Origin of the sequence: Lutispora saccharofermentans (genome assembly GCF_024363565.1) — a bacterium.
In the GTDB taxonomy this organism is placed as follows: Bacteria; Bacillota; Clostridia; order Lutisporales; family Lutisporaceae; genus Lutispora; species Lutispora saccharofermentans.
Window position 1 is genome coordinate 12,852 of the sequence record NZ_JAJEKE010000018.1, and the last position, 23,046, is coordinate 35,897.

Here is a 23,046-nt window from a genome sequence, read left to right on the forward strand (position 1 = left end):
AAATGGCTCGTTATTGTTATATGGCATATCTTTCATTCAAATCATCGATAGCATATAAAGCAGAAGTATGGTTTGGCATTTTTACTTCAGTACTGACACTTTCCATTCAGATATTTCTATGGAAAGCACTATTTCAATATGGGGAAAGTAATGTAGGAGTTTCATTTGATCAGATGATAACATATTTCATATTAAGTACAGCGTTATCACTCTGCCTAATAAATAGTAGTGTTCTGGATGAGATTGCAAAAGATATAAGGGAAGGTACTATAGCAAATTATCTAGCAAAGCCTTATAAGTATAAGATATCACTACTCAGCAAAAGTTTAGGTAGAATATTCTTCTCGCTATTATTTGTAATTATGCCAATGATCATAATATCAAGTATTTTCTTTACTATACAAGCCCCACACAGTTTGGTTTCTCTCCTTGCAACAATCCTAATTTCTATATGTTCGTTCTATATATTCTTCAGTATATATTATATTGCAGGTCTATCAACATTTTGGTTTATGGGTATGCAAGGAGCTATAGGGCTTTTGATAGAGAACATATTACGCTTATTGTCCGGAGCTTTAATACCTATCTGGATCTTTCCAAAGTGGCTCTACACTATCGCCAGTTACTTGCCAGTAAGGTATGGATTCGACGTCCCAATATCCATATATATTGGCAGGACTGCGGGTAGCGATATTGTAAAAGGCATTGCTGTTCAATTCATATGGATTCTAAGCTTAATCATAGTCGATAACATTGTATGGCGAATCAGTATTCGTAAATTGGTAATACAGGGGGGATAGAATGTTTATGCATCTTGTCTGGCTTAATGTCAAAGCCAGACTGCAATATGGTAGATCATTTGTATATGAAATATTGACCAGTATGGTTGGCTATATTTTTGAATTCCTAGCTGTATGGATTATTATTAACCAATTTAATTCTATTATAGGTTGGAGCTTCTTTGAAATTCTTTTCCTGCATGCATTAGGTTATTTTGTACGTGCCACAGCATCAGCGTTCTTATGGCGTCCAATGTGGCTAATGAGTGACTATATGCAAAGAGGCCAATTAGATAAGTTTTTGCTTTCTCCGGTAAACTCATTCATGTATATAGTTGGAAGCAATTTCATGACATATGCTTTAAGTCATGTCATACTGGGTGGAATGGTTGCAATTATATCAATATTCTTTATACCTATAGACTGGACGTTATTAAAAGCACTTTTATTTATTTGTTCCCTCATTGGCGCGATGTTTATATATGGAGGCTTCATTGTATTCTCAGGGGCAATATCATTTTGGACAGTAAGGTCAAGTTTTCTTTTAAGAGTGTTAACAGAGGCATGGAGCGTCATAAATTATCCCATTACGATATATCCAAGAGGCATACAAATACTACTAACATTTTTCATACCTTTCGCATTACTGAATTATTATCCAACTGTTTATTTGTTTAGACAGCCAGGCAATAGCAACTCCTGGACAATGATTTTAATACTGGCAGCCGGACTATCGTTTTTTACACTTGTCTATAAATTGTGGTGGTATGGTGTCAGGAAATATCAAGGGGCCGGAAGCTAATGATATAACATAGGGGAGAAGATTTTTTATGGAAGTTATTAAAGTAGAAAATTTAAAGAAAGTATATCGCATTCCTAAGAGACGCGAGGGTTTTCTCAATACCTTTAAGGATTTAATTAAACATGAGTACGAGGATAAAACTGCATTGGCAGATATAAGCTTCTCAATAAATGAAGGCGACATCGTCGGATACATAGGTCCGAATGGTGCCGGCAAATCGACAACCATAAAAATAATGGCGGGCATTCTTTATCCAACATCCGGTCAGGTGACTGTTAACGAAGTTATACCATACAAGGAGAAAGTTAGAAATGCCAAAGAGATATCATTGATTGCAGGAAACAGAAGCAATCTATATTGGGATCTTCCCATTATAGATACTTTTGAATTAATGAAAAGAATATATAAGATATCAGATAAGAAGTATAAGCAGAACTTGGACTTGCTGAGTGAAGTAATAGGTATCAAAGACTTACATACAGTGCCGGCACGTCAGTTAAGCCTTGGACAGCGAATGAGGGCAGACTTTGTAGCTTCAATGCTCCACGATCCTAAAATCGTTTATCTGGATGAGCCAACGATAGGTCTGGATATTGTTGCAAAGGATCATATTCGTGAGTTTATCAAAACTGTCAACAGTGAGAAAAGGACCACTGTTATAATAACTTCCCACGATATAGCTGACATTGAAAGGATATGCAACAGGGTCATTGTCATTGACTATGGTAAGATTATCTATTCCGGCAATATTGACAATCTGAACAGTGAATACAATAACAATAAATGCATTATGAAGATAAAGCTAGAGGACAAAGCAGAATCCTTTAATTTGGAAGGATTCGATGTAAAACAGGTTAACGATATGTACAGCATAAGCTTTGAAAGAAAAAAGATTACACCATCTGGAATGTTAAATTTATTGTTGGAGAAAGGGTATAAAATAATTGATTTCTCGCTAACAGAACCGTCACTTGAGGATACAATAAAAGCCATTTATGAAAAATAGTCTGTTTTCTCATGGTGCAGCTATGTTTATTGTAGAAAGATTATATAGATGAAGGGGAATTTTATGGGTGGATACTTTATAAACAAATCAAAGGCTTATAATGATAACCTTAGAGAAATATTGCCTTGTGGCTATCACTATAACTTCAGAATGTCCGAAAGGAAGATTCCTGTTCATTTCACAAAAGGGCAGGGAAGTAGACTTTGGGATATAGATGGCAATGAATATTTGGATTTATACTGTAAATCGGGCGCAATGATTTTGGGACATTGTAACGAAGCTTTTAATAGAGCTTTAAAAGAACAGATTGACAAGGTATTAGGTGTAGACTTGTGTGATATTGATAATGAAGCATGCAAATTATTGAGTAAATATATACCGAGCGCAGAAATGATTCGTTTTGGCCTAAGCGGCACAGAAATGATTCAAAACGCACTAAGAATAGCCAGAGCCTATACAAATAAGAATAGATTTTTGAGGTTTGAGGGTCATTTCCATGGGAACGCTGATAATGTATTGGGAGGAAGCACGGAGAATTATGATAATCCTATCCCAATAGACAAAGGGGATGGATTCTCCAGTACAGAAGGACGAGCAGTCAGAGTGCTAGAGGATCAATCATACCTGATTCCATGGAATAATATTGTAATATTAGACAAGGTGATAGAACATCATGGTGACGAGATTGCCGCAATCATACTAGAACCAATATGCATTAATGGAGGCAGTATATATCCTGCAAAGGGATACCTAGAACATGTCAGAGAGATTTGTGATGAGAACGATATTGTACTCATATTCGATGAGGTCATTACTGGAATTAGGATAGGGCTAGGCGGCGCTCAGGGGATCCTGAACGTGTTACCGGATTTGACAATAATGGGTAAGTGTATATCTGGTGGCGGAATTCCTATATCGGCTCTTATGGGCAGAAGAAAAATCATGGAGCTTTATGACAATGGCAGAGTGATACACGCTGGTACTTTTAACGGTTATCCCTTGGGTTTAGCTGCAATATGTGAAACAATAAAAATATTGGAGAAAGATGGCGGACAATCCTATAAGCAAATGAATCACTATGCAGAGCAGTTGCATTTAAGTCTGATAAAGGAAGCGAATAACGCAGGGCTTGATATGATTGTTCAAGGACCTAGAAGTTGTGCATCATATCACTGCAGAGACTCTGCCGTCAACAGCTCAAGCGAAATTGACAGCATACTTCATGCTAAGAACACGATCATAAGACAACAATTGGCACAGTATGGAATAATAATAGCTCCATTATCAAGGATGTATACAAATATCGGTCTCAACGAAAAAGATGTAGAGTTTTTTAATGAACGAATACCTCATGCCTTGAGAGATGCAAAAATATTAATCGATAGAGTGATCAATAAAATCCGTAATCAAAACAAGAGTCTTATTTAGTAGATATTAATTTTAGGGCCTGGAAGGGCTATACATAATTAATGAATATTTAAAGGTAGGGATTTATATGCCTGAGTTGCCTGAAATCTATAATCTAAGTATGCAAATGGATTTAACATTAAAGCACAAAAGGATTTCTGAAGTTGATATTAAACAGGAAAAATGCCTGAACTTAGGCAAAGAAGAATTCATAAAAGCAATTATTAACAAAGAGATTCTAAGGTCATTCAATAAAGGAAAATGGGTATTTATTGAATTAAGCGATCAGTATTATCTGCTACTCAACCTGGGTATGGGCGGAGACATTTTATATCACGAATCCGGCCAGAAATATGAAAAGGAATACCAGTGTAAATTCGTATTTAATGATACATCTGAGGTTATATGTAGATTCTGGTGGATAGGGCGTATTGAACTGCTTAAGGCACATGAGTTAGCAAAACATAACGCTACTAATGAAATTGCGTACAGCCCATTTGATGAGGAGTTTACCCTTGATTACTTTAAAGAGCAGTTCAAGAACAAAAGAATGCGACTAAAAAATCTTATCCTGGATCAAAGAAAAATTGGAGGAATAGGGAATGCCTATATACATGATATTTTATTTGAAAGTGGGCTTCATCCTTTAACCCCGATTGATAAGATGACACCGGAACAAATAGAACGGCTATATTATATTATAAAAAGCTATTTGATAGAGGTATATCAGAAAAAAGGATTATATTATGAGAGAGATTTGTTTGGTACAAGAGGTGGATTTAAGGACACAGATTTCAGGATTGGATACCATGAGAATCGCCCTTGCCCAAAATGCACTGCTCTTATTCAGAAAATTAAGACAGGCAGCACCTCCTCTTACATATGTCCTGTATGCCAGACCCATAACCAATAATGGCTGCAGCATAAAGGGGTTTATTAGCATGAACTTTAATGAACGAATAAAGATAGTGTGCTGTGATTATTATATGACTTTGGTTGAACTCAGAAAACCTTTTGAGAGAATACAACGATGGATAACAGATTATTTATCAGTGAATTGTTCAGAGGTGGATATCAAAAGGTTCAATAGCCGATTTACCAGAAATAGGGCAGTCATAGCTGCCGACGATTCATTTATGTTAGGAATTGATATACTGGCAGAATGCTTGGATAGAACATGTAAGAGCTTTGGTATTTCTGGCTTCTGTTGCGAGTTTCTACCCTACGTGGAAGATATATTCAGAAATACAAACGCCTATCCGGATGCACACCTGCTGATAAATCAATTGCAAAAAGATTATAAGGTTGGTTTATTGACTAATGCAGACAATTACCTATTGGAAGAGTCGGTGAAAGATCTAGAATTTGAATTTGATTTTATTATAACATCTGAAGACGCTAGATGTAACAAGCCCGGGAATCGAATCTTCGAATATGCGATGGAAAAGCTTTCAATCAGAAACAATGAACTTATTATGATTGGTGACTCACAAAATGATGATATATTTGGTGCAGGTGAGATGGGGATTTCGTCAATATGGGTCAATCGCAATGACGAAGCATTAAGGGATGGGGTCGTACCTCCTTTACGCATAGTGAAGAATTTAGTAAATATTTTGGATTAAGCTTATGAGGTAAACAATGAATATATACGTATGCAGCTTAAATAATAAAGAAAGCATCAATAGGGAGCGCTTTGGGGGGAAGGCCTCCAATTTATCTAAAGCCATACAATCGGGCTATGCAGTACCGATGGGCTATGCAATATCTGTGGATTGTTTTATTAGATATTGCGCTTATAACAACATTGTTATAGAAAATTATATGGTGAATAAGGATACCATTGTGCAAGGCAGCATCCCTGATGATATTAAGCATGAATTAATGAGCATATGGACAACTATAAGTCAGACAGGTAAGGGAGTCATAGTGCGTTCGTCTTCAATAGGGGAAGACGGGATAGACCATTCTTTTGCAGGTATATATGATAGCATTCTTAATGTAAAAACATATGCTGATCTAGAGAGCGCAATTAAACAATGTTGGGCATCATACTTCGATAAATGTGCAATAGAATATAGAAGCAACCGTCATATAAAAGCTACGGGAATGGGACTTGTTATACAGAAAATGATCAATGGTGATAAATCTGGAGTAATATTTACAGAGAATCCACTTAATGGATTTGCAGACGAGTTGATTATTGAAGCATATCCAGGGCTTAATTTTGCAGTAGTGGATGGACAGGCTGAAGCGGATAGGTATGTAGTCCATAAGAAAGACCTACATAAAGAATGCGCTATAAGCAAAAAAAGAGTTATGTATAGTATGGGCGAACGATCATTAACAATTGATACATTAAACATCCCTGATGAATTATACCATGGATCCACTCTGAACGATGAAGAAATAGAGCAACTTGTGAAGGCTGCAAAAGGGATAGAAGATATATATAAATATCCTTGTGATATAGAATGGACAATTGCGGACAAAAAATTATACGTTTTACAGGTAAGGCCAATAACTACAAATGCAAATAGAGACAAGATCATTGTTTACTTTGATAATGATATAGCAGAAGACATAGAATGCAGTATGTTGGACAGATACTCAGAGCCGGCTTGTACATGTTACTTATCGATGTTAAATCGCTGGCAGGATGATGTTTATTTAGATTTTTATTCGACAAAAAGCGGGAAATATAACAAAGAAAAACCACTTAAGTTTTTCTTTAATAGAGTTTATTGGAATCTAAAATATCAAAAAGAATACTTTGATAATATTCCATTTGATAATAAGAGCGACAAATCTATACAAAAAAAAATCAAGCTAATCAAGCTGATGCTATTTGGCTATAAAAGTTGGTATTCAAGGCTTCGACATTATGATTATACTATTACAAAATATGCTTCGCAGAATATGGATGTTATGGATTCGAAACAGCTGATTGATTATTTCTATAATATAACAAATAATTTTTGCAATTATATAGGACGAGATCATTTTCAATTTTTAGGAATGGCTCATGTCTGCTATAACTTGCTTTTGAAGAAAATAGCATTTGTACCGGGTGTGAAAGAATTGGTTGCAGACATATTGAACACAAATTTATGCAAGAATATGACGACATTATCAAACTACGAGATGGTTAAAATTGCTGAGAAAGCATATCAAAGTGAGAGTTTAAGGAAACTCCTGTTAGAAAATAGCAGCAAGGATATTTATAGGATTCTTCAGCATGATCAAGGGTATTCTGACTTCAAGCAGCTATTGGATGATTTTTTGAGGAAGCATGGACATAGGGGCACTTCTTGTGATGACTTATTTACTCCCCATTGGTGTGAAGAACCGGCTTATGTGATAGAACTTATGAGACAGCTGTTGATATCAGATGATCATAAATTATTTGATGTTTATAATAATACAAAAACGATAGGATACTTTAAAAAGCAGATATACAGCCACATAATGAATCATTATGGGACAGGCAGGGTATATAGTTACTATCAGAATTTCATAGTATCTAAGCTGATTGATGTGACGGTTCAATATATGATACTTAGGGAGGATCAAAGATATTACTTCGATAAAAGCTGGGATCTGCTGAGAAAGCTTTTCCTGTTTATTGGGGATAGATTTACTAAGCAGAGCATCATAAACGAGCCGCATGATATATTTCATCTGACCATAGATGAAATTCTTGAACTGCTAAGCGAAAGTAATAAATCAAAAAACCTAAAACAAACAATTGAACGTCGTCAGAACGTATATGAACGTAACAAACATATAACGCCTCCTTATTTGATTAAAGACAGCAGTATATACAGACTACAGAAAAAAGGCAGTCACAAAAGCTTCAAAGCCATCGGGATAAGTCCTGGCCATGCAATAGGAGCTGCTCGTATAGTATCTACGGTAAATGACTTAGGTAAGGTATTAAAAGGAGATATTATCGTAGTCTCAACATTTCATCCGAGTTGGACACCAGTATTGAATATTGTGAGCGGGATGATAATGAATTATGGCAATATATTATCTCATGGTGCTGTAGTTGCACGTGAATACGGTATTCCGGTAGTTGTCTTCAATGATATGGCAACACAAACGTTTGAGAGTGGACAGATTCTGGAAATTGACGGAACGGTGGGAAGGATACGTATATCAGATAGCTTAACCCATCTGCGATAGAATAGGAGGGTTTTTACTGTGTTAAAAATTGCACTAATTGTCCCGCGGGGTTCTAAGTATGGCAAGAATATTTACCTAAAATCATTTCTAGAGAGAAATGATGTAGTATCGAATTTTTATGGGGCATGGGAAACACCGAATCTAGGACTGCTGACAATTGCAGGCCTAACCCCTAAGTCTTATGATGTTTCGTTTATCGATGAAGACCACGGACAGACCGTTAAATATGATCAAGGGTATGATTTGGTAGCTATTACTGCTATGACACAACAGATTAATAGAGCATACGAGATAAGTGCAGAATTTAGAAAAATAGGAACATATGTAGCCATTGGTGGAATACATGCGACTATTATGCCAGATGAAGTTGAAAAGCATGCAGATACAGTGATGATTGGAGAGGGGGAAAGCATTTGGCCTCAGTTCCTGATGGATGTTGTCAATGGTAGTCCTAGAAAGAGGTATGGAAGCAAAGAATATGCCGATTTATCAAAGTCTCCAATACCTCGTTACGATTTACTAGATAAAACGCTATATAAATCATATAGTATTCAGACTACAAGAGGTTGCCCGCGCTCATGCAATTACTGCACTCTTCCAATAATATATGGGCGAACATATAGACATAAATCCGTAGAACAAGTAATAAATGAGGTAAAAGCAATAAAGAGCATTGACTCGAATCCTTTTATATTCTTCGCTGACGATAATATGTTCATAATGAGGGAATATTCTAAGGCTCTATTGAAGGAGCTATCAAAACTAAACATTACTTGGGGCACTCAAACCGATATTTCAGTGGCCGAAGACGATGAGTTACTAAAATTATTGTATGCTTCAGGTTGTCATTGGCTATTCATTGGATTTGAAAACGTATCGGAGTCTGGATTGAATTTTCTTGATGATCAAAGGTGGAAAGCCTGCCAGCTAAGGAACTATGAAACTTCCATCGAAAAGATACATAAAAATGGAATAAACATCTGGGGCTCATTCATGTTCGGAGGCGACAATGACGATGAAACAGTTTTTCAAGAAACCTTAAACTTTACATTAAAAAATGGTCTATACTCAGGCAGTTTTACAATATTAACTCCACTACCAGGCACCCAACTATATAACCAAATGAAAAGTAACGGACGTATTATCGATAATGATTGGAGTAGGTATACATTCTGGGACGTAGTGTATAAGCCGACGAATATGTCTCCTGACAACCTAGCACAAGGTGTTGCGTGGGTCTATGACAGCTTTTATTCGAAAGAAAATGTTAGGGCAAGGACTAAACGATTAAAGGAACGATTAAGGAGCATCAGGACTGTATGAGCTATCATAGGATGGGGTATTCGAGAAAAGAAACAGCAATATTGGAGGCTGCCTTAAGCATTGCATTTACATATAGTCTTGATGCATTAAATATCAGGACATTATCAGAGCGCATCATGCTTCCTGAAGAGAGCATACACCTATTATATGAATCTGATAATCACCTCAGATTAAGCGCTATGAATTATGCCGCATTTACATGGTGCAACAGGACTAAACAGAAACTGCTTCACATTGAGAACCAAAACGATAGAATAAAAACGCTTATCAAAGAGTTTGCTGCTGGAACAGTAGGGTATTCCCAGTCCTTATCCTCATATATAGATGCATGGAAGATGTTGCGAGATATGAATAGAGAAAGCATAGAAGAAATAACATTCTTTAGGCAATCACTATTTAATATCTATGAAGCATATGTAGATTTGTTTATATCGACGATAAAGGGCGAGGGCTTATTAGCAGCGGATCATCAGGCTGAGATAAATGCATTAGCTTGGATTATGGTAGTGATTAGTGATGGATTGCATATACAATCGCTTTTACAGACTGACTCAATTGATATGGAATCTATTATTAATACGATCTATAAAATGGTAATTACAGTATTGAAGGAGGTGAATTAGCACAATTGAGAAAGATACTTCTATACTATCCCAGAATATGTGGAAAAAATGACACTCACGATTTATATAGAGGATTACCACTTTCTGTACTCTCATTAGCTGCACAATTCGATGAATCTGTTTACGACATAAAAGTTGTTGACGGCAGAATAGAGGATGACCCTTTTAAAAAACACAAGCATTGGCTTGATGAGAATACTGTATGCATTGGCATAAGCGCAATAACAAGCAATCAAATCAGGGATGGGCTAAATTTTGCAGAGCAAGTAAGAACATTAAATAAGAATATCACTATTATATGGGGTGGCTGGCACCCAAGCCTTATGCCTGAGCAGACAATTGCTCACAAAAATGTGGATATTGTTGTGGTTGGTCAGGGAGAGGAGAGCTTCTTAGTACTGGTAGAATGTTTAGCTAATAAAACATCCTTGAATAATGTACCCAATTTGCTATATAAAGACAATAATAAAATCGTTAAAACGCAAATCAAACATTTATCTGCATTTAACCTGACTACACCTATAGAGAAAAGTTATGCATATGTAAACGTCGAGGATTATATTCAACCTATGTGGGGCAGTAAAAGAGTTGTTGGTTATGAGTCAAGCAGAGGTTGCCCTTGGAGGTGCAGATTTTGCTCTGTAGGTTCTCTTTATAATGGAAAATGGAATTGCTTAAATGCTGAGAGGGTTGTAAATGGAATCGAATATCTATATGCCAAACACCATATTGATGCAATTCATTTCTTTGATAACAACTTTTTTGTTAATCAGGAGCGTGTATTACAAATAAGCAGATTAATTAAAGAAAGAGATATGAAAATGAGATGGGATGGAACCTCCACTGTTGACCAGTTCTTAGGCTTTACAGATTCCTATATAGCACAACTAAAGGAAAGCGGTTTTTATCGAGTTATTATCGGAGTTGAATCAGGTGATGAGGAGGTTTTGGCGCATATAAATAAAAGGCATAGAAACAAACAAGTTGTTGAGCTTGTAAAAAAATGTTCCAATGCGGGAATTCAGGCCTCATTATCTTTCATGGTAGGCTTTCCATGGAATCCCGAAAAAGACTTCAATGAGACTATAAAACTGATTGAAGCACTAAAGAATATTGATGCATCAATAGAAATCTTATTATTCATATTCTCACCCTATATCGGAACCCGCCTTTATAACATTGCTATCAGCCATGGCATGGTATTCCCTGAAAGTCTTGAGGGGTGGGCAAATTATACATATGATAAGGTCAATACTCCATGGATTAGCAATAGACTTAGAAGAAAAATAAACAGGTATATAAGCTTCTTTGGTACTAAGGATATGTCAGAACAGGCATTATTGTTTTTTCAAGGAGGAAATGTTTGATACATGTGGGATGTTGATGAAATAAGAATACATATAGGAAGACACACATCTGACTATAGTATTGCGATCGTTGATATTGATTACCTGATTAGGTTCTGCATGCGATTTAGCAAAAATGAGATTAATAGCATAATTAATAATATTACTGATTTCTTTAAAAGTACATTAGTACAGGATTCATACATCTGGAAGTCTTCTGGCGACGAATACCTTATTTTGTATAACAATAGAAGAACCTGTGAAGTAGAAAAAATCCTGAAGGACATTAGAAAAGCCTTTAAAAAACAACGATTCGCACGAGATTGCAATAGAGAATATTCTAACATTACAATAACCTTTAGTGCTGGCATAGCAGAATATTCTTCAGAAAATGCAATTCCTGAGGAGGTTATAAAAAAAGCAACAGTTGCACTATTTCAGGCTAAAGCTTTAAGGCGAGACAGAATCATTAGATCTATAGAGGCTAAGAAGGAAGGATGCAATAGAATCCTATATGATCCCAGCCTAGAAATTGAAACAATTATCGGAGAGCATGGAAAGATTGGAAGCGTCTCAAATCCTGTTTTATATAAAGGTGCACTATTATGGGAACCACAAGCAATTGACATTGACGGTGATGACAATTTGTACATAGTTGATCAAAACAATCATTCAATATTAAGATGCGACGGGAAATATGTCAGACGTATAGTTGGATGTGGTGAATACGGATATGATGGAGATCAAGGACTGGGAGAGAACGCATCATTAAATAAACCAACAGGAATTGCAATTCTTGATAATTACCTGTACATAACAGATACAGGGAATGATGCCGTCCGTAGATTTCACCTTAAAACAAATTTGATTGATACGGCTGTCGGCATGGGAATACCAGGATACAGCGGCGATGGAGATGTTGCATCAAAAGCATTACTTAATAAGCCCGGAGGTGCTGTTGCTGATCATAACGGAAATCTGTATATAAATGATATAGCGAATAACGTTATACGAAAGGTAGATACCAAAAACATAGTGACAACTTATGCAGGAACTGGCGAATACGGATATGAGGGAGATCATGGACCTTCTGTGAATGCAACATTTGCAGAGATATATGGAATAGGTATAGATAAATGTAATGGGAATATATATGTAGCAGACTACTTTAATCATTGTATAAGATTTATAGAAGTTTCGACAGGAACTATCAGAACTATTGCAGGCAATGGCACATCTGGATATGAAGGTGATGGACTGGAACCCCTTAAAGCCAAGCTGAATCGTCCGGTTGCAGTATGTACGGATATAGAAGGCAATATATATGTTGCTGAATCGGGCAACAGTTGTATACGAGTAATTGCTAGGAATGAGAATAAAATATACACCTTGGTAGGCGATGGAGTACCTGGAACAGGTACGAGCGGAAATGTAAACTGCTTTAGGTTGGCTAATCCAAATGGCCTGGCTGTAAATAGTAAGAATCAACTTTATATTCTTGATGGATCTAATAACCGTATATGTATGATTGACTTAAATAATATTAGGAGGCAATGATATGGGAAATTTACAAAGTATCGAAAACAAAGTTAAGGAGATCATTAAATCGCGACTTAAGAATCAGGAAAAAATCAATAACATTAACTCTGAGACACCACTTTTATCACTAGGCATTGACTCTATTCTTGCACTATCAATATTAGTAGAGATTGAAGAGGCGTTTGATATTGAGATTAATGATGAAGACTTGAATATGGATAGAATTAGAACTATTCACAGTTTTGCAGAGCTTATTGGGAGCTATGTATGATAACTAATGATCTTTGTCTTATTTACCCACCACTGAGTGTACATGAATTTCCTCATATGGCTCTTCCCTTGCTAAAAGGGTTTGTGAAAAAAAATGGCTACAATAAAATTGTTATTAAGGACTTTAATGTAGAAATCATGGGAGACATTATTGACAGTAGGTTGGATAGGATAGAAGCATACTTTGCTCAAAATGGCATAAAAATAACTATTGCCGAGATAAGAAAGAATATTGATTTAGCAAAGAATGTACTGCTGGATACAAATAAGCAAGGCAAAGACGAATGGGCATTTATGATTATAAATACATACTTAAAGATTGCGGGTTCTGATATATCCGAGGTATGTTTTTCTCCGGCCTGTTTCGATGATATTAAGCAAAACTTCTATAGAAAAACTAAAGGTGAGTATGAGGATACGATCACAAAAGCCATTGAAAGAGACTTGGTTCAATATCTCACAAATAACCCAGCGGGTGTTGTAGGTATAACAATACCATTTGGTAGTCAGATATACTATGCGCTAATAATGGGTAGATTGATTAAAAGAAATTTTCCGAATATTAAAGTAATCATGGGAGGAGCACAGGTATCCATGTTTTGGAGGATACTGACGGAGCACAAACCATTTCATGAAGCATTCGATGCTCTTGTATATGGAAATGGAGAGCTGGCTATATTAGGGTATCTTGATCATGTTACGCAATCAAAAGATATCAGGGACGTGCCGAATCTGATCTATATCAATATATATGGGAAAGTATGTAAAAATGACGAAAAAAACATTGGACATATAAGAGAACTGCCTATTCCTGATTTCAGTGATCTACCGCTGGAGAAATATGCTTATCCGAAGCTCCCTTACATGATGACGCGGGGTTGCTATTGGGGCAAGTGTGCATTTTGCAGCTACCGAGAAACAAAGGGCTATATGGCAAGAGATGTTGATAACATAATAAGCGATATTGAAGAAATGAAATCAAAATATAAGAGAAGACTATTTCATTTTATTGATGATGCAATACATCCAAACCTAATTAACAAGGTTGCAGAACGGCTTATAAATCAAAATATGAATATTAAATATGAAACATATCTGCGATTTGATAGATTATTCGACGAAAAAATGTGCATTCATCTATCAAAAAGTGGCTTAAGGTCTGCTTTATTTGGGTTAGAGTCTGCAAATTCAAGGATACTTAAGCTGATGAATAAAGGAATTCATTTAGATGACGTTCGGTTTGTTCTCAAAAATATGAAGAGTGCTAATGTTAAGCCAGTGTTAAGCTGCTTAATTGGATTTCCAACAGAGACTAGGGAGGAAGCAATGGAATCCGTCAATTTCTTGCTCGATAATAAGCAACAATACGACCAGGCATTCTTAGTGCATTATGGCTTAATTTCCGATATGTATTTGGATAAGGAATACTATGGCCTGAAGTCTATAGATTTCGATAATCCTATCCGATATGATGATTCAGGATATCTTGCATTAGGTTACAAGTATCAGACAAGCCGTGGCATGACAGTCGAAGAAGCATTCGATGTCATTGATTATGGAAGAAAGGCACTGGGAATCAAGCAATTTAAAGACTCATTCTTTAGCTAGTGGAGGGATATCATGGGACAAATATCATTTCAAGGCCAAGTAGCGATCGTAACAGGTGCCGGTCAGGGTTTGGGGAAATCTTATGCGAAACTCATGGCTTCAAGAGGAGCAAAGGTTATCATTAATGATATAGCAAAGGATGCTGAGAACAACCCTATTTCGGTAAAGGTAGCAGAAGAAATCAATGCACTTGGAGGCATTGCAGTTGCAAATCATGATTCAATATCCACTATGGATGGAGCCGCCAGCCTAAAAAATGCAGCACTCAAGCATTTTGGCAAAATTGATATACTTGTGCATAATGCTGGTATTTTAATAAGTAAACCATTAAATGAAACAGATGAATTGGATTGGATTAGGGTATCGGAGGTTCATCTAAACGGTGCATTCTATTTAATAAAAGAGATTTGTCCTGTGATGGTAAGGAACAACTATGGCCGCATTGTGCTAATTACCTCATCTACAGGTATGTTTGGCTTAAGCAATCATATTATTTATTCAGCAGCGAAAATGGGTGTATTTGGACTAGCATTATCTCTAAATGAAGAAATGAAAGACAAAAACATATTATGCAATCTTATATCGCCTTTAGCCGGCACAAATCAGACATCAAGTGCTTTAAATGGAAATATGTTCGATATGTTTGAGCCGGAACTGGTTGCACCGATGACTGTATATCTATGTTCAAGTGAATGTACTTCTGGAGGCACTGTGTATGTTGCTGGCGGAGGTTACTTCTCTAGAATAGGTTTATTTGAGGGGGATGGAGTCTTTATAGGAAATGATAGCATCTCCATTGAAGAAATTGCTAACAGCATTAAAGACATAACCAGCTTAGACGGTGCAGTTCATATAGCGTCCATGAAAAGTGCAGCAAAAAAGCTGTTAAAGAAAGTGATAAGGAATCGGTGAAATGAGTATTCAAAAGATTACATTTAAGAGAATAGAAGTAATTGCGGGGGAGGATGGTTATTTCAATTATCCATCCGGTATCTGCTTTAATCCTGATAATGATGAATTTTATATAACTGATTTGCATAATAGTAGGATTTGTTCTTTTAATAGAAAGACACATGAGAAGCGTACACTAACAACTAGAATTATGATGAATAGCGGAATTCAGCACCTTAAAAGGCCATTGGGAATAAGCTATAATCCGTTGGTAGGGTTAGCAGTCACAGACGTTGAGTACAATATGATATTTGTTTTAGACAAGGACAATGATATATGGATACCTATTATTGAGGATTATATGGTGAATAATGATAGAAAAAAGAATCTTAACCTACCTAGTGGTGTGGCTGTTGACGATGATGGCAATTTTTATACTAATGACTTTTTAAATAATCGGATATGTAGAATAGCACCAGACGGCAGAATAGATATCTTGATCGATAGCTCTATTGGGAACGAGGATGCTGATACAAACGAGATTATAAAAATCGATAAGCCATATGGGATATACCTAAGTAATAATAGACTATATTTCACTGATACAGGCAACCATATGATTCGGTATGTTCAGCTAAATGACAATACGCTTCATTCTATAAGGATAGACAAAGATATTTTAGAATTAAACAGTCCGATAGCAGTAACACTAGACAATAAAGGTTATATATATGTCTGTGAACAGAGAAGAATATATTGTGTAGATCCGAATACAAATAGCTGTGTTTTTTTGATAAACAAAGATAACTGGAGAAATTACATGCAATGTTTTCATTTAAAAGAAAGATTATGTTATGCAGGAGCAATTTTTGTGCGGAACAACAGGGAAGTTTATTGGCTTGATACAATAAAAAATCTTATATATAGAATTACAATGTAAAGGCGAGGGGATAGCATGCGCGTAGCATTAGTAGTTCCGCAAAATAAAATAATGGACAAGAATAGAATGTCATTTTTAAATCTGGAGGATATGCATGAGTATAAAGCCCGTATGAGACTTTGGTCATGTCCGGACTTAAGTTTGCTAACAGTTGCAGGAATGTTTGATGATGGATATCAAATTGATTATATTGATTTAAATTATACAGATAATATTACAAATGACTATGATATAGCATTTCTTTCTCCTACTACCTCGCAGATAAATGAAGCATACCATATATCTAGCTATCTACGTTCCAATAATACAATGATAGTTATGGGGGGCGTGCATGTTTCAGTCAGAGCTGAAGAGGCATTAAGATATGCTGACACTATTTTTATTGGAGAAGCAGAAGAAACATTTCCTGAGTTCTTGAATGATCTTAAAAATAATACAGTGCGCCAGGTCTATAAAGCTCAGGGCCTCCCGTGCCTGGCCCAAAGTCCAGTGCCTAGATATGATCTAATCAGAGACTACCCATACAAGTCCATACCCATTCAGACATCAAGAGGGTGTCCACATCAATGTGAGTTTTGCATTTCCTCAACATTATACGGGAAAAAGGTCAGGAGGAAATCCATCGAACAAGTGAAGAAAGAGTTTCTCTCCATTATTAATATTTGGAAGAATCCATTCATATTCTTTACAGATGATAATATGTTTATTGATGATACTTATAGCTATCAATTGTTAGATTTATTAGAAATGCTAAAAGTACGATGGTACGCCTTTACAGATGCTAGTATTGCCGAACGCACCAATCTACTCAAAAAGATTTCTAAGTCTGGGTGCAATCAATTACTCATCGGTTTTGAGAGTCTATCAGAAGATAATCTAAAAATGGTAAATGATTCCCAATGGAAGAAAGGAAAAAGAAAAAACTATAATATGATTATCGATACTATCCAATCCTTTGGAATAGGAGTTGTAGGCAGTTTTGTCTTAGGATTGGATGCAGATACACCATCGGTTTTCAGCGATTTATACGAGTTCATACAAAAAAGCTGTCTGTATGCGACGAATATTACAGTTTTAACCCCTTTTCCTGGAACTCGAATCTATGAGCGATTAAAGGCTGAGGGGCGTATAATAACTGAGGATTGGTCCAGATATAATGGATTTGAGCTTACATATAAACCATTAAACATCACTGTAGAAGAATTTGATAATGGCTTTAAATATATATATAATATGTTGAATTCATCCGAAAGAATGATTCGAGTTATGGATAACTTTAAACACATTTTCAATGAAAAGTACAAAAGAATTACCCATGAATGATTGGGGGAGAATGATTTGAACAGAGTATTTGTGGTATCTGCTTGTCGTACTCCCATAGGTAAGACTGCAGGGAGCCTGTCAAAAGTAAGGGATACGCAACTAATGGCATTGACACTTGCAGAAACAGTAAGAAGAACAAATATAGCAGGTATAATGATAGACAGTGTTTATGTAGGCAGCTGCTTCCCACAGGAAAGCTATAATCTCGCAAGAAAATCAACACTCTATGCAGGCATAGCAGATACTGTACCTGGCGCAACTATCAACCGTACTTGCTGCTCATCGATGGAGGCCATTGTGCAAGGGGCTAGGCAAATTATGGTAGGAGACGCTAATGTAGTGCTTGTTGGAGGGGTAGAAAACATGAGCAGTTCCCCGCATGTTATGCGGAATGCTATTAAAAATGCGCGCTCTATGGTAAATGGCGAACTACCATTGCTCGACAGTCTTAAAGTAGATACTACGGATGATATAGGATTAACCATAGAATGCCTTGCGATAAAATATAATATAACAAGAAAAGAACAAGATGATTATGCAATCCTAAGCCATAGAAGAGCTGCAAAAGCAATGAGATCAGGTTGCTTCAATAATGAAATATTTCCAATAAGCATAACTGAGGAAGATCAGAATATCGAACTGTCATATGATGAAAATGTTAATCAGAATATCGATGAGGGATTATTCTATAATGATAAACCTATTTTTGTCAGGGATGGTACAGTAACCAAATCCAATGCATCATCAATCAATGACGGTGCCTCAGCCATGCTTCTTATGTCAGAGAATGCTGTAAACAAATATGATATAAAACCCTTGGCAGAATATATAACATCTGATGTAATAGGAGTTTCACCTAAAAATATGGGTATAACTCCAGCTCTGGTGGTTGAAAATATCCTGAGGAAACAAAAGCTGAGCCTAAAGAACATAGATTTAATTGAATGTAATGAGGCATATGCAGCACAAATTCTCGCATGTCAGCGAATATTGGATTGGGATATAGAAAAGGTGAATATGAGCGGCGGAAGTATAGCGCTTGGACATCCATTGGGATGCAGTGGAATTCGGATATGCGTTACGTTAATATACACGATGCAAAGAGAAAAATATGAATTAGGACTAGCCTCAATGTGTGCTGGCGGAGGGATGGGACAAGGCGTGCTTTTCAGAAATTATAGGGGGTAGAAAATGATTAAGAGGAAGCACAAAGTAGCAATTTTAAACTATCCACTTATGGATCCGAGAATCCCGACAGAAGATATGGAGAATTATTTGGGTCTGTATTATCATAACGCAGACCCTTGGGAAGTTCCAGTTTATATACATATACCATTCTGCAGCAGTATATGTAAGTTTTGTATATATAATCGCCAGATTATTGATGAATGTGATGATATAGCGCAACGATATACAAATGCCTTAGTAAAAGAAATAATGCTGTATAGTAAAACGCCTTATATAGGATCCCTAAAAATTGGTGCTATTTTCTTCGGCGGAGGTACACCTACCTGTTTATCATCGAAACAAATAGAGATGGTTATGAATGCATGTAAGGATTATTTGCCTGTTAGTAAGGATGTTGAGATTACAGTAGAATCAAATCCGATAAATGCGAATGAGGAAAAGGTGGGATTTCTGTCTGAACTTGGGATAAGCAGATTAAGTGCAGGAATACAGACATTTAACCCTGCTCATAGAAAAATCTTGAGTTTAAAAGGAACTCAAGAAGATGTCATAGAATGGATAAAAATGGTTAAAAAATACTCATTTAAAGTTTTCGCTATAGATTTAATGTATGGATTGCCAACTCAGACAACTGAAAATTGGATTGCAGACCTAAAGACGGCATTGGCACTGTCGATTGATCACTTCTCATTATATGAGCTTTATGTAATGGCAGGGTCTAAACTAAATGATGATATAAAAAGTGGTATCGTTATGCCTGGTGGAAGCAATGAAATTTTGTATGAAATGTATAAGACAGGGGACAAGCTGTTAACCGATACAGGATATCACCATCATATTGTTCCGGAATATAATAAGCCTGGTAGGACTGCAAGATTCTGGGAGCTTACATATGATGGATATGGTGACAACCTTTCATTTGGAACATCAAGTTATGGGTATCTTAATGGAGTAACGTACCAAAATATTGAGGATGTAAGCGCGTATATCAACGCTATAGCAGAGAACAGGATTCCGATACAAATGGTCAGCAGCAGAGCAAATTATCAGCAGATACTGGAAAGAACAATGGTTCTGGCGTTAAGAAGAAGGCATATAGAGAAGAAAATATTCTGCGATCAATATGGTAAAGAAATTAAGGACGTATTTGGAGCTATATTACACAAGCATATTGAGGAGGGTCTCATCACTGAGAATGAACATGAATATAAGCTGACATTGAAGGGTGAATACTTGCAGGGTGATGTAAGTGTTGATTATATGCAAACGACCTTCAGAAATTCAAGCACATTGAGAAGACAACTGGCTATAGGTAAACATGTCATACCGGATGTGCTATAAATGTTGAGGTGAGAAAATGGGAGATATTGTATTAACGGGTATGGGTGTAGTTTCTACCGCCGGGCATAGCCTGGAAATATTTTGGGATAACCTGTTAAGAGGACATGTGACCTACAAACCGCTTGAAGAATTCGCAAATAACAGCAACTACAGATACTGTGTAGGTTCAAAAATAGAAGACATGTCATGGCGCGACAGAGTAGAGAAAGAATATTTAAATACATATGGTAGGGTATCAAGTTATGCAATAAGTGCAGCTTCTTCCGCTATCTTAGATGCAGGCTTGACGACAGAGGATATAAAAAGTGCTCGTATAGCGGTTTGCGTTGGAACTACAATGGGAGAGATAAATGCAGAGGAGCGTATAACAGAGCTAAAGTACAGTAAGGATTTTGTTGATATTGATAGGGTATTACTAGACAGCTATAACACAGAGAATATAGGGAATGCTGTTAGAAAGGCATTGGGTTTATGTGGACCTGTTTATGTAGTACCAACAGCATGCGCTGCAGGCAACTATGCTTTCGCATTAGGTAAGAGACTAATTGAATGGGAATATGCAGATATTGCTATTGTCGGCGGAGTAGATACTTTCTCTCGTGTAGCATTTACCGGCTTTCAAAGATTGCTGTCACTATCGCCTGATTTATGCAGGCCTTTTGATAAAAACAGGAAAGGACTTATAGTCGGTGAGGGCTGTGGAATTGTTGTTCTTGAGAAAGAATCAACGGCAACGGCACGAAAGGCAAGAATATTAGGCAGACTGTTAGGTGTTGGATTAACTTCAGACAGATACCATATGACAGCACCTCACCCAGAAGGGGATGGTGCAATTAGGGCGATGAAGCGTGCGCTAGAAGAAGCCGGACTGTTAAGCAGTGATATAGATTATGTCTCTGCTCACGGCACAGGAACGTCTGTAAATGACAGAATCGAAGTAAAAGCGATGGAACAAGTATTTGGTACAAATTCTATACCCGCTGTAAGTTCCATTAAATCGATGCTAGGACATGCTATGGGAGCAGCTAGCGCATTAGAGCTGATTGCATCGATACAAATGATGCATAACGATAAAATATTGCCAACAGTAAACCATGTAGAAACTGATTCGGAGCTTTTGATAGACTGTGTACCTAATGTAGCTCGTGATGCCAGCATTGAGTTCGTCATGTCAAACTCATTTGCATTTGGTGGACAAGTTAGTAGCATTGTTGTCAAGAAGGGGTGAAAAAGGAAGTGACCAATCGTGTTTTTATTACAGGTGTGGGTGCTCTACTTGGAAGTGTAAAGGATTCTTTTTCTAATGGATACATAATTAATGATGAGCTTTGTGAGAAAATAAATGCTAAATATCAGACTAGATCTTTAGATAGGGTTAGTAAACTATTGCTCGCAGCTTCAGAGTTATCACTTACAGACTCAAGTGTAGAGATAGACAAAAATGTGCATAAGGAATATGGACTGTTTGTTGGAACAAAGTATGGAGCACTAAATAGTATTCATAGCTTTGATAGTCAGGCTGTGGCAAAAGGAGCCTTGACAGTTAAACCCACTCAATTTCCAAATACAGTACTAAATGCACCTGCTTGCCAAGTAGGGATTCAGTTAAGTATCGAGGGGCCGATATATACCGTATGTAATGGTACCAATGCAAGCCTTGACGCAATAGGCCTTGCATATAACCATGTAAAGACAGGCCATGTAGATGCTGCGTTCGTAATTGGAGCCGATGAGATCAGTGAATTACAAATCAGAATACACCATGTAGATGAAAATGTACATGAAGCTAGTGGTGCTTTGGTTCTACAAACGAATGAGGATATAAGGCATTCAAATTGTGATATAGAAATAGTAGGATATTACTCTCAAAGTATAGCTTACGATAACCGACCCGACAATACTGAGGTTATAAGCAACATTATAAAGACTGCTCTAAGGGGCACGGATTTAAGAACTGACAAGGTTGCATGCATAAAGTGCTGTACCTCGAATGATCAGATAATAGAAAGTCTTATTACAAATGTAATACATTCGCTAAACTATAATGGTTTGTATTTTGCCAATCAACCGGATTATATGGGTGCTGTTGGCATAATTCTAACGATAGAATCAGTGTATGAGATGAGAAAGTGTACTGATAAGGGAATCGCACACGTTATTATAAACCTAAGCTCGGATAACATTTCCGTTCTTATTATAAAAAAACATTGATATGGAGGTCTGTAAAATGGATACAAGTAAGGAAATCTACAAAATTGTAAGTGAAATAATAGGTATAAGCGAGTCGGAGCTTGACCCCAATGCATCATTTATGGATGATTATGGATTAGATTCTCTAAGAGCTTTAGAAATACTTGCGGCTGTAGAGAATACATTCGGAATAATTATCAATCCGGAAAGACTTAGAGAAATGACTTCATTGGTTAATGTTATTAAAATCGTTGATGAGTATGTAAGTGCATGAGGTAACAA

The 23,046-nt window shown here is 36.6% G+C and carries 21 protein-coding genes; all 21 read left to right on the top strand.

Features of this window, described 5'->3' with window-relative positions:
- The first annotated feature begins 2 nt into the window (after positions 1–2).
- The 21 genes from LJD61_RS16380 (at position 3) to LJD61_RS16480 (ending at position 23,038) form a co-directional block, all read left to right on the top strand.
- Positions 3–800: an ABC transporter permease gene (locus tag LJD61_RS16380; RefSeq protein WP_255228621.1), complete on the top strand. Its 798-nt coding sequence runs from the start codon at positions 3–5 to the stop codon at positions 798–800.
- Between the two features lies 1 nt (position 801).
- On the top strand, positions 802–1,581 hold the full coding sequence (locus tag LJD61_RS16385; protein WP_255228622.1) for an ABC transporter permease: 780 nt from the start codon (positions 802–804) through the stop codon (positions 1,579–1,581).
- 28 nt (positions 1,582–1,609) lie between these two features.
- Positions 1,610–2,587 (top strand): ABC transporter ATP-binding protein, encoded by a 978-nt coding sequence (locus LJD61_RS16390; RefSeq protein ID WP_255228623.1) that lies wholly within the window; start codon positions 1,610–1,612, stop codon positions 2,585–2,587.
- A gap of 63 nt (positions 2,588–2,650) precedes the next feature.
- On the top strand, positions 2,651–4,015 hold the full coding sequence (locus LJD61_RS16395; protein ID WP_255228624.1) for an aspartate aminotransferase family protein: 1,365 nt from the start codon (positions 2,651–2,653) through the stop codon (positions 4,013–4,015).
- A gap of 67 nt (positions 4,016–4,082) precedes the next feature.
- Complete coding sequence (locus LJD61_RS16400) at positions 4,083–4,907, top strand: DNA-formamidopyrimidine glycosylase family protein (RefSeq protein ID WP_255228625.1); 825 nt, start codon at positions 4,083–4,085, stop codon at positions 4,905–4,907.
- 28 nt (positions 4,908–4,935) lie between these two features.
- A complete protein-coding gene (locus LJD61_RS16405) occupies positions 4,936–5,619 on the top strand; it encodes an HAD family hydrolase (RefSeq protein WP_255228626.1) in 684 nt (227 codons plus the stop codon).
- Between the two features lie 16 nt (positions 5,620–5,635).
- A complete protein-coding gene (locus tag LJD61_RS16410) occupies positions 5,636–8,182 on the top strand; it encodes a PEP/pyruvate-binding domain-containing protein (protein ID WP_255228627.1) in 2,547 nt (848 codons plus the stop codon).
- A gap of 18 nt (positions 8,183–8,200) precedes the next feature.
- Entirely contained in the window at positions 8,201–9,505 is a 1,305-nt protein-coding gene (locus LJD61_RS16415) for a B12-binding domain-containing radical SAM protein (protein ID WP_255228628.1), read from the top strand.
- Positions 9,502–10,128 (top strand): hypothetical protein, encoded by a 627-nt coding sequence (locus tag LJD61_RS16420; protein WP_255228629.1) that lies wholly within the window; start codon positions 9,502–9,504, stop codon positions 10,126–10,128. Before LJD61_RS16415 ends, LJD61_RS16420 begins: the two co-directional genes overlap by 4 nt.
- Before the next feature lie 5 nt (positions 10,129–10,133).
- Complete coding sequence (locus LJD61_RS16425) at positions 10,134–11,495, top strand: B12-binding domain-containing radical SAM protein (RefSeq protein ID WP_255228630.1); 1,362 nt, start codon at positions 10,134–10,136, stop codon at positions 11,493–11,495.
- A gap of 3 nt (positions 11,496–11,498) precedes the next feature.
- The gene (locus LJD61_RS16430) at positions 11,499–13,031 is read left to right on the top strand and encodes a diguanylate cyclase (RefSeq protein ID WP_255228631.1); all 1,533 of its coding nucleotides are present in this window, start codon (positions 11,499–11,501) and stop codon (positions 13,029–13,031) included.
- Between the two features lies 1 nt (position 13,032).
- Positions 13,033–13,284 (top strand): acyl carrier protein, encoded by a 252-nt coding sequence (locus LJD61_RS16435; RefSeq protein ID WP_255228632.1) that lies wholly within the window; start codon positions 13,033–13,035, stop codon positions 13,282–13,284.
- A complete protein-coding gene (locus tag LJD61_RS16440) occupies positions 13,281–14,891 on the top strand; it encodes a B12-binding domain-containing radical SAM protein (protein ID WP_255228633.1) in 1,611 nt (536 codons plus the stop codon). Before LJD61_RS16435 ends, LJD61_RS16440 begins: the two co-directional genes overlap by 4 nt.
- 12 nt (positions 14,892–14,903) lie before the next feature.
- Positions 14,904–15,803: an SDR family NAD(P)-dependent oxidoreductase gene (locus tag LJD61_RS16445; RefSeq protein WP_255228634.1), complete on the top strand. Its 900-nt coding sequence runs from the start codon at positions 14,904–14,906 to the stop codon at positions 15,801–15,803.
- A 1-nt stretch (position 15,804) separates the two neighbouring features.
- The gene (locus tag LJD61_RS16450) at positions 15,805–16,722 is read left to right on the top strand and encodes an NHL repeat-containing protein (protein ID WP_255228635.1); all 918 of its coding nucleotides are present in this window, start codon (positions 15,805–15,807) and stop codon (positions 16,720–16,722) included.
- A gap of 15 nt (positions 16,723–16,737) precedes the next feature.
- Entirely contained in the window at positions 16,738–18,045 is a 1,308-nt protein-coding gene (locus tag LJD61_RS16455; protein ID WP_255228636.1) for a B12-binding domain-containing radical SAM protein, read from the top strand.
- A 15-nt stretch (positions 18,046–18,060) separates the two neighbouring features.
- Complete coding sequence (locus LJD61_RS16460; RefSeq protein ID WP_255228637.1) at positions 18,061–19,233, top strand: thiolase family protein; 1,173 nt, start codon at positions 18,061–18,063, stop codon at positions 19,231–19,233.
- A gap of 3 nt (positions 19,234–19,236) precedes the next feature.
- Positions 19,237–20,574, top strand: a complete 1,338-nt coding sequence (hemW, locus tag LJD61_RS16465) for a radical SAM family heme chaperone HemW (RefSeq protein ID WP_255228638.1) — start codon at positions 19,237–19,239, stop codon at positions 20,572–20,574.
- A gap of 16 nt (positions 20,575–20,590) precedes the next feature.
- Positions 20,591–21,802, top strand: a complete 1,212-nt coding sequence (locus LJD61_RS16470; protein WP_255228639.1) for a beta-ketoacyl-[acyl-carrier-protein] synthase family protein — start codon at positions 20,591–20,593, stop codon at positions 21,800–21,802.
- Between the two features lie 8 nt (positions 21,803–21,810).
- Complete coding sequence (locus tag LJD61_RS16475) at positions 21,811–22,785, top strand: beta-ketoacyl synthase N-terminal-like domain-containing protein (RefSeq protein ID WP_255228640.1); 975 nt, start codon at positions 21,811–21,813, stop codon at positions 22,783–22,785.
- Between the two features lie 16 nt (positions 22,786–22,801).
- Complete coding sequence (locus LJD61_RS16480) at positions 22,802–23,038, top strand: acyl carrier protein (protein ID WP_255228641.1); 237 nt, start codon at positions 22,802–22,804, stop codon at positions 23,036–23,038.
- The last annotated feature ends 8 nt before the right edge of the window (positions 23,039–23,046 follow it).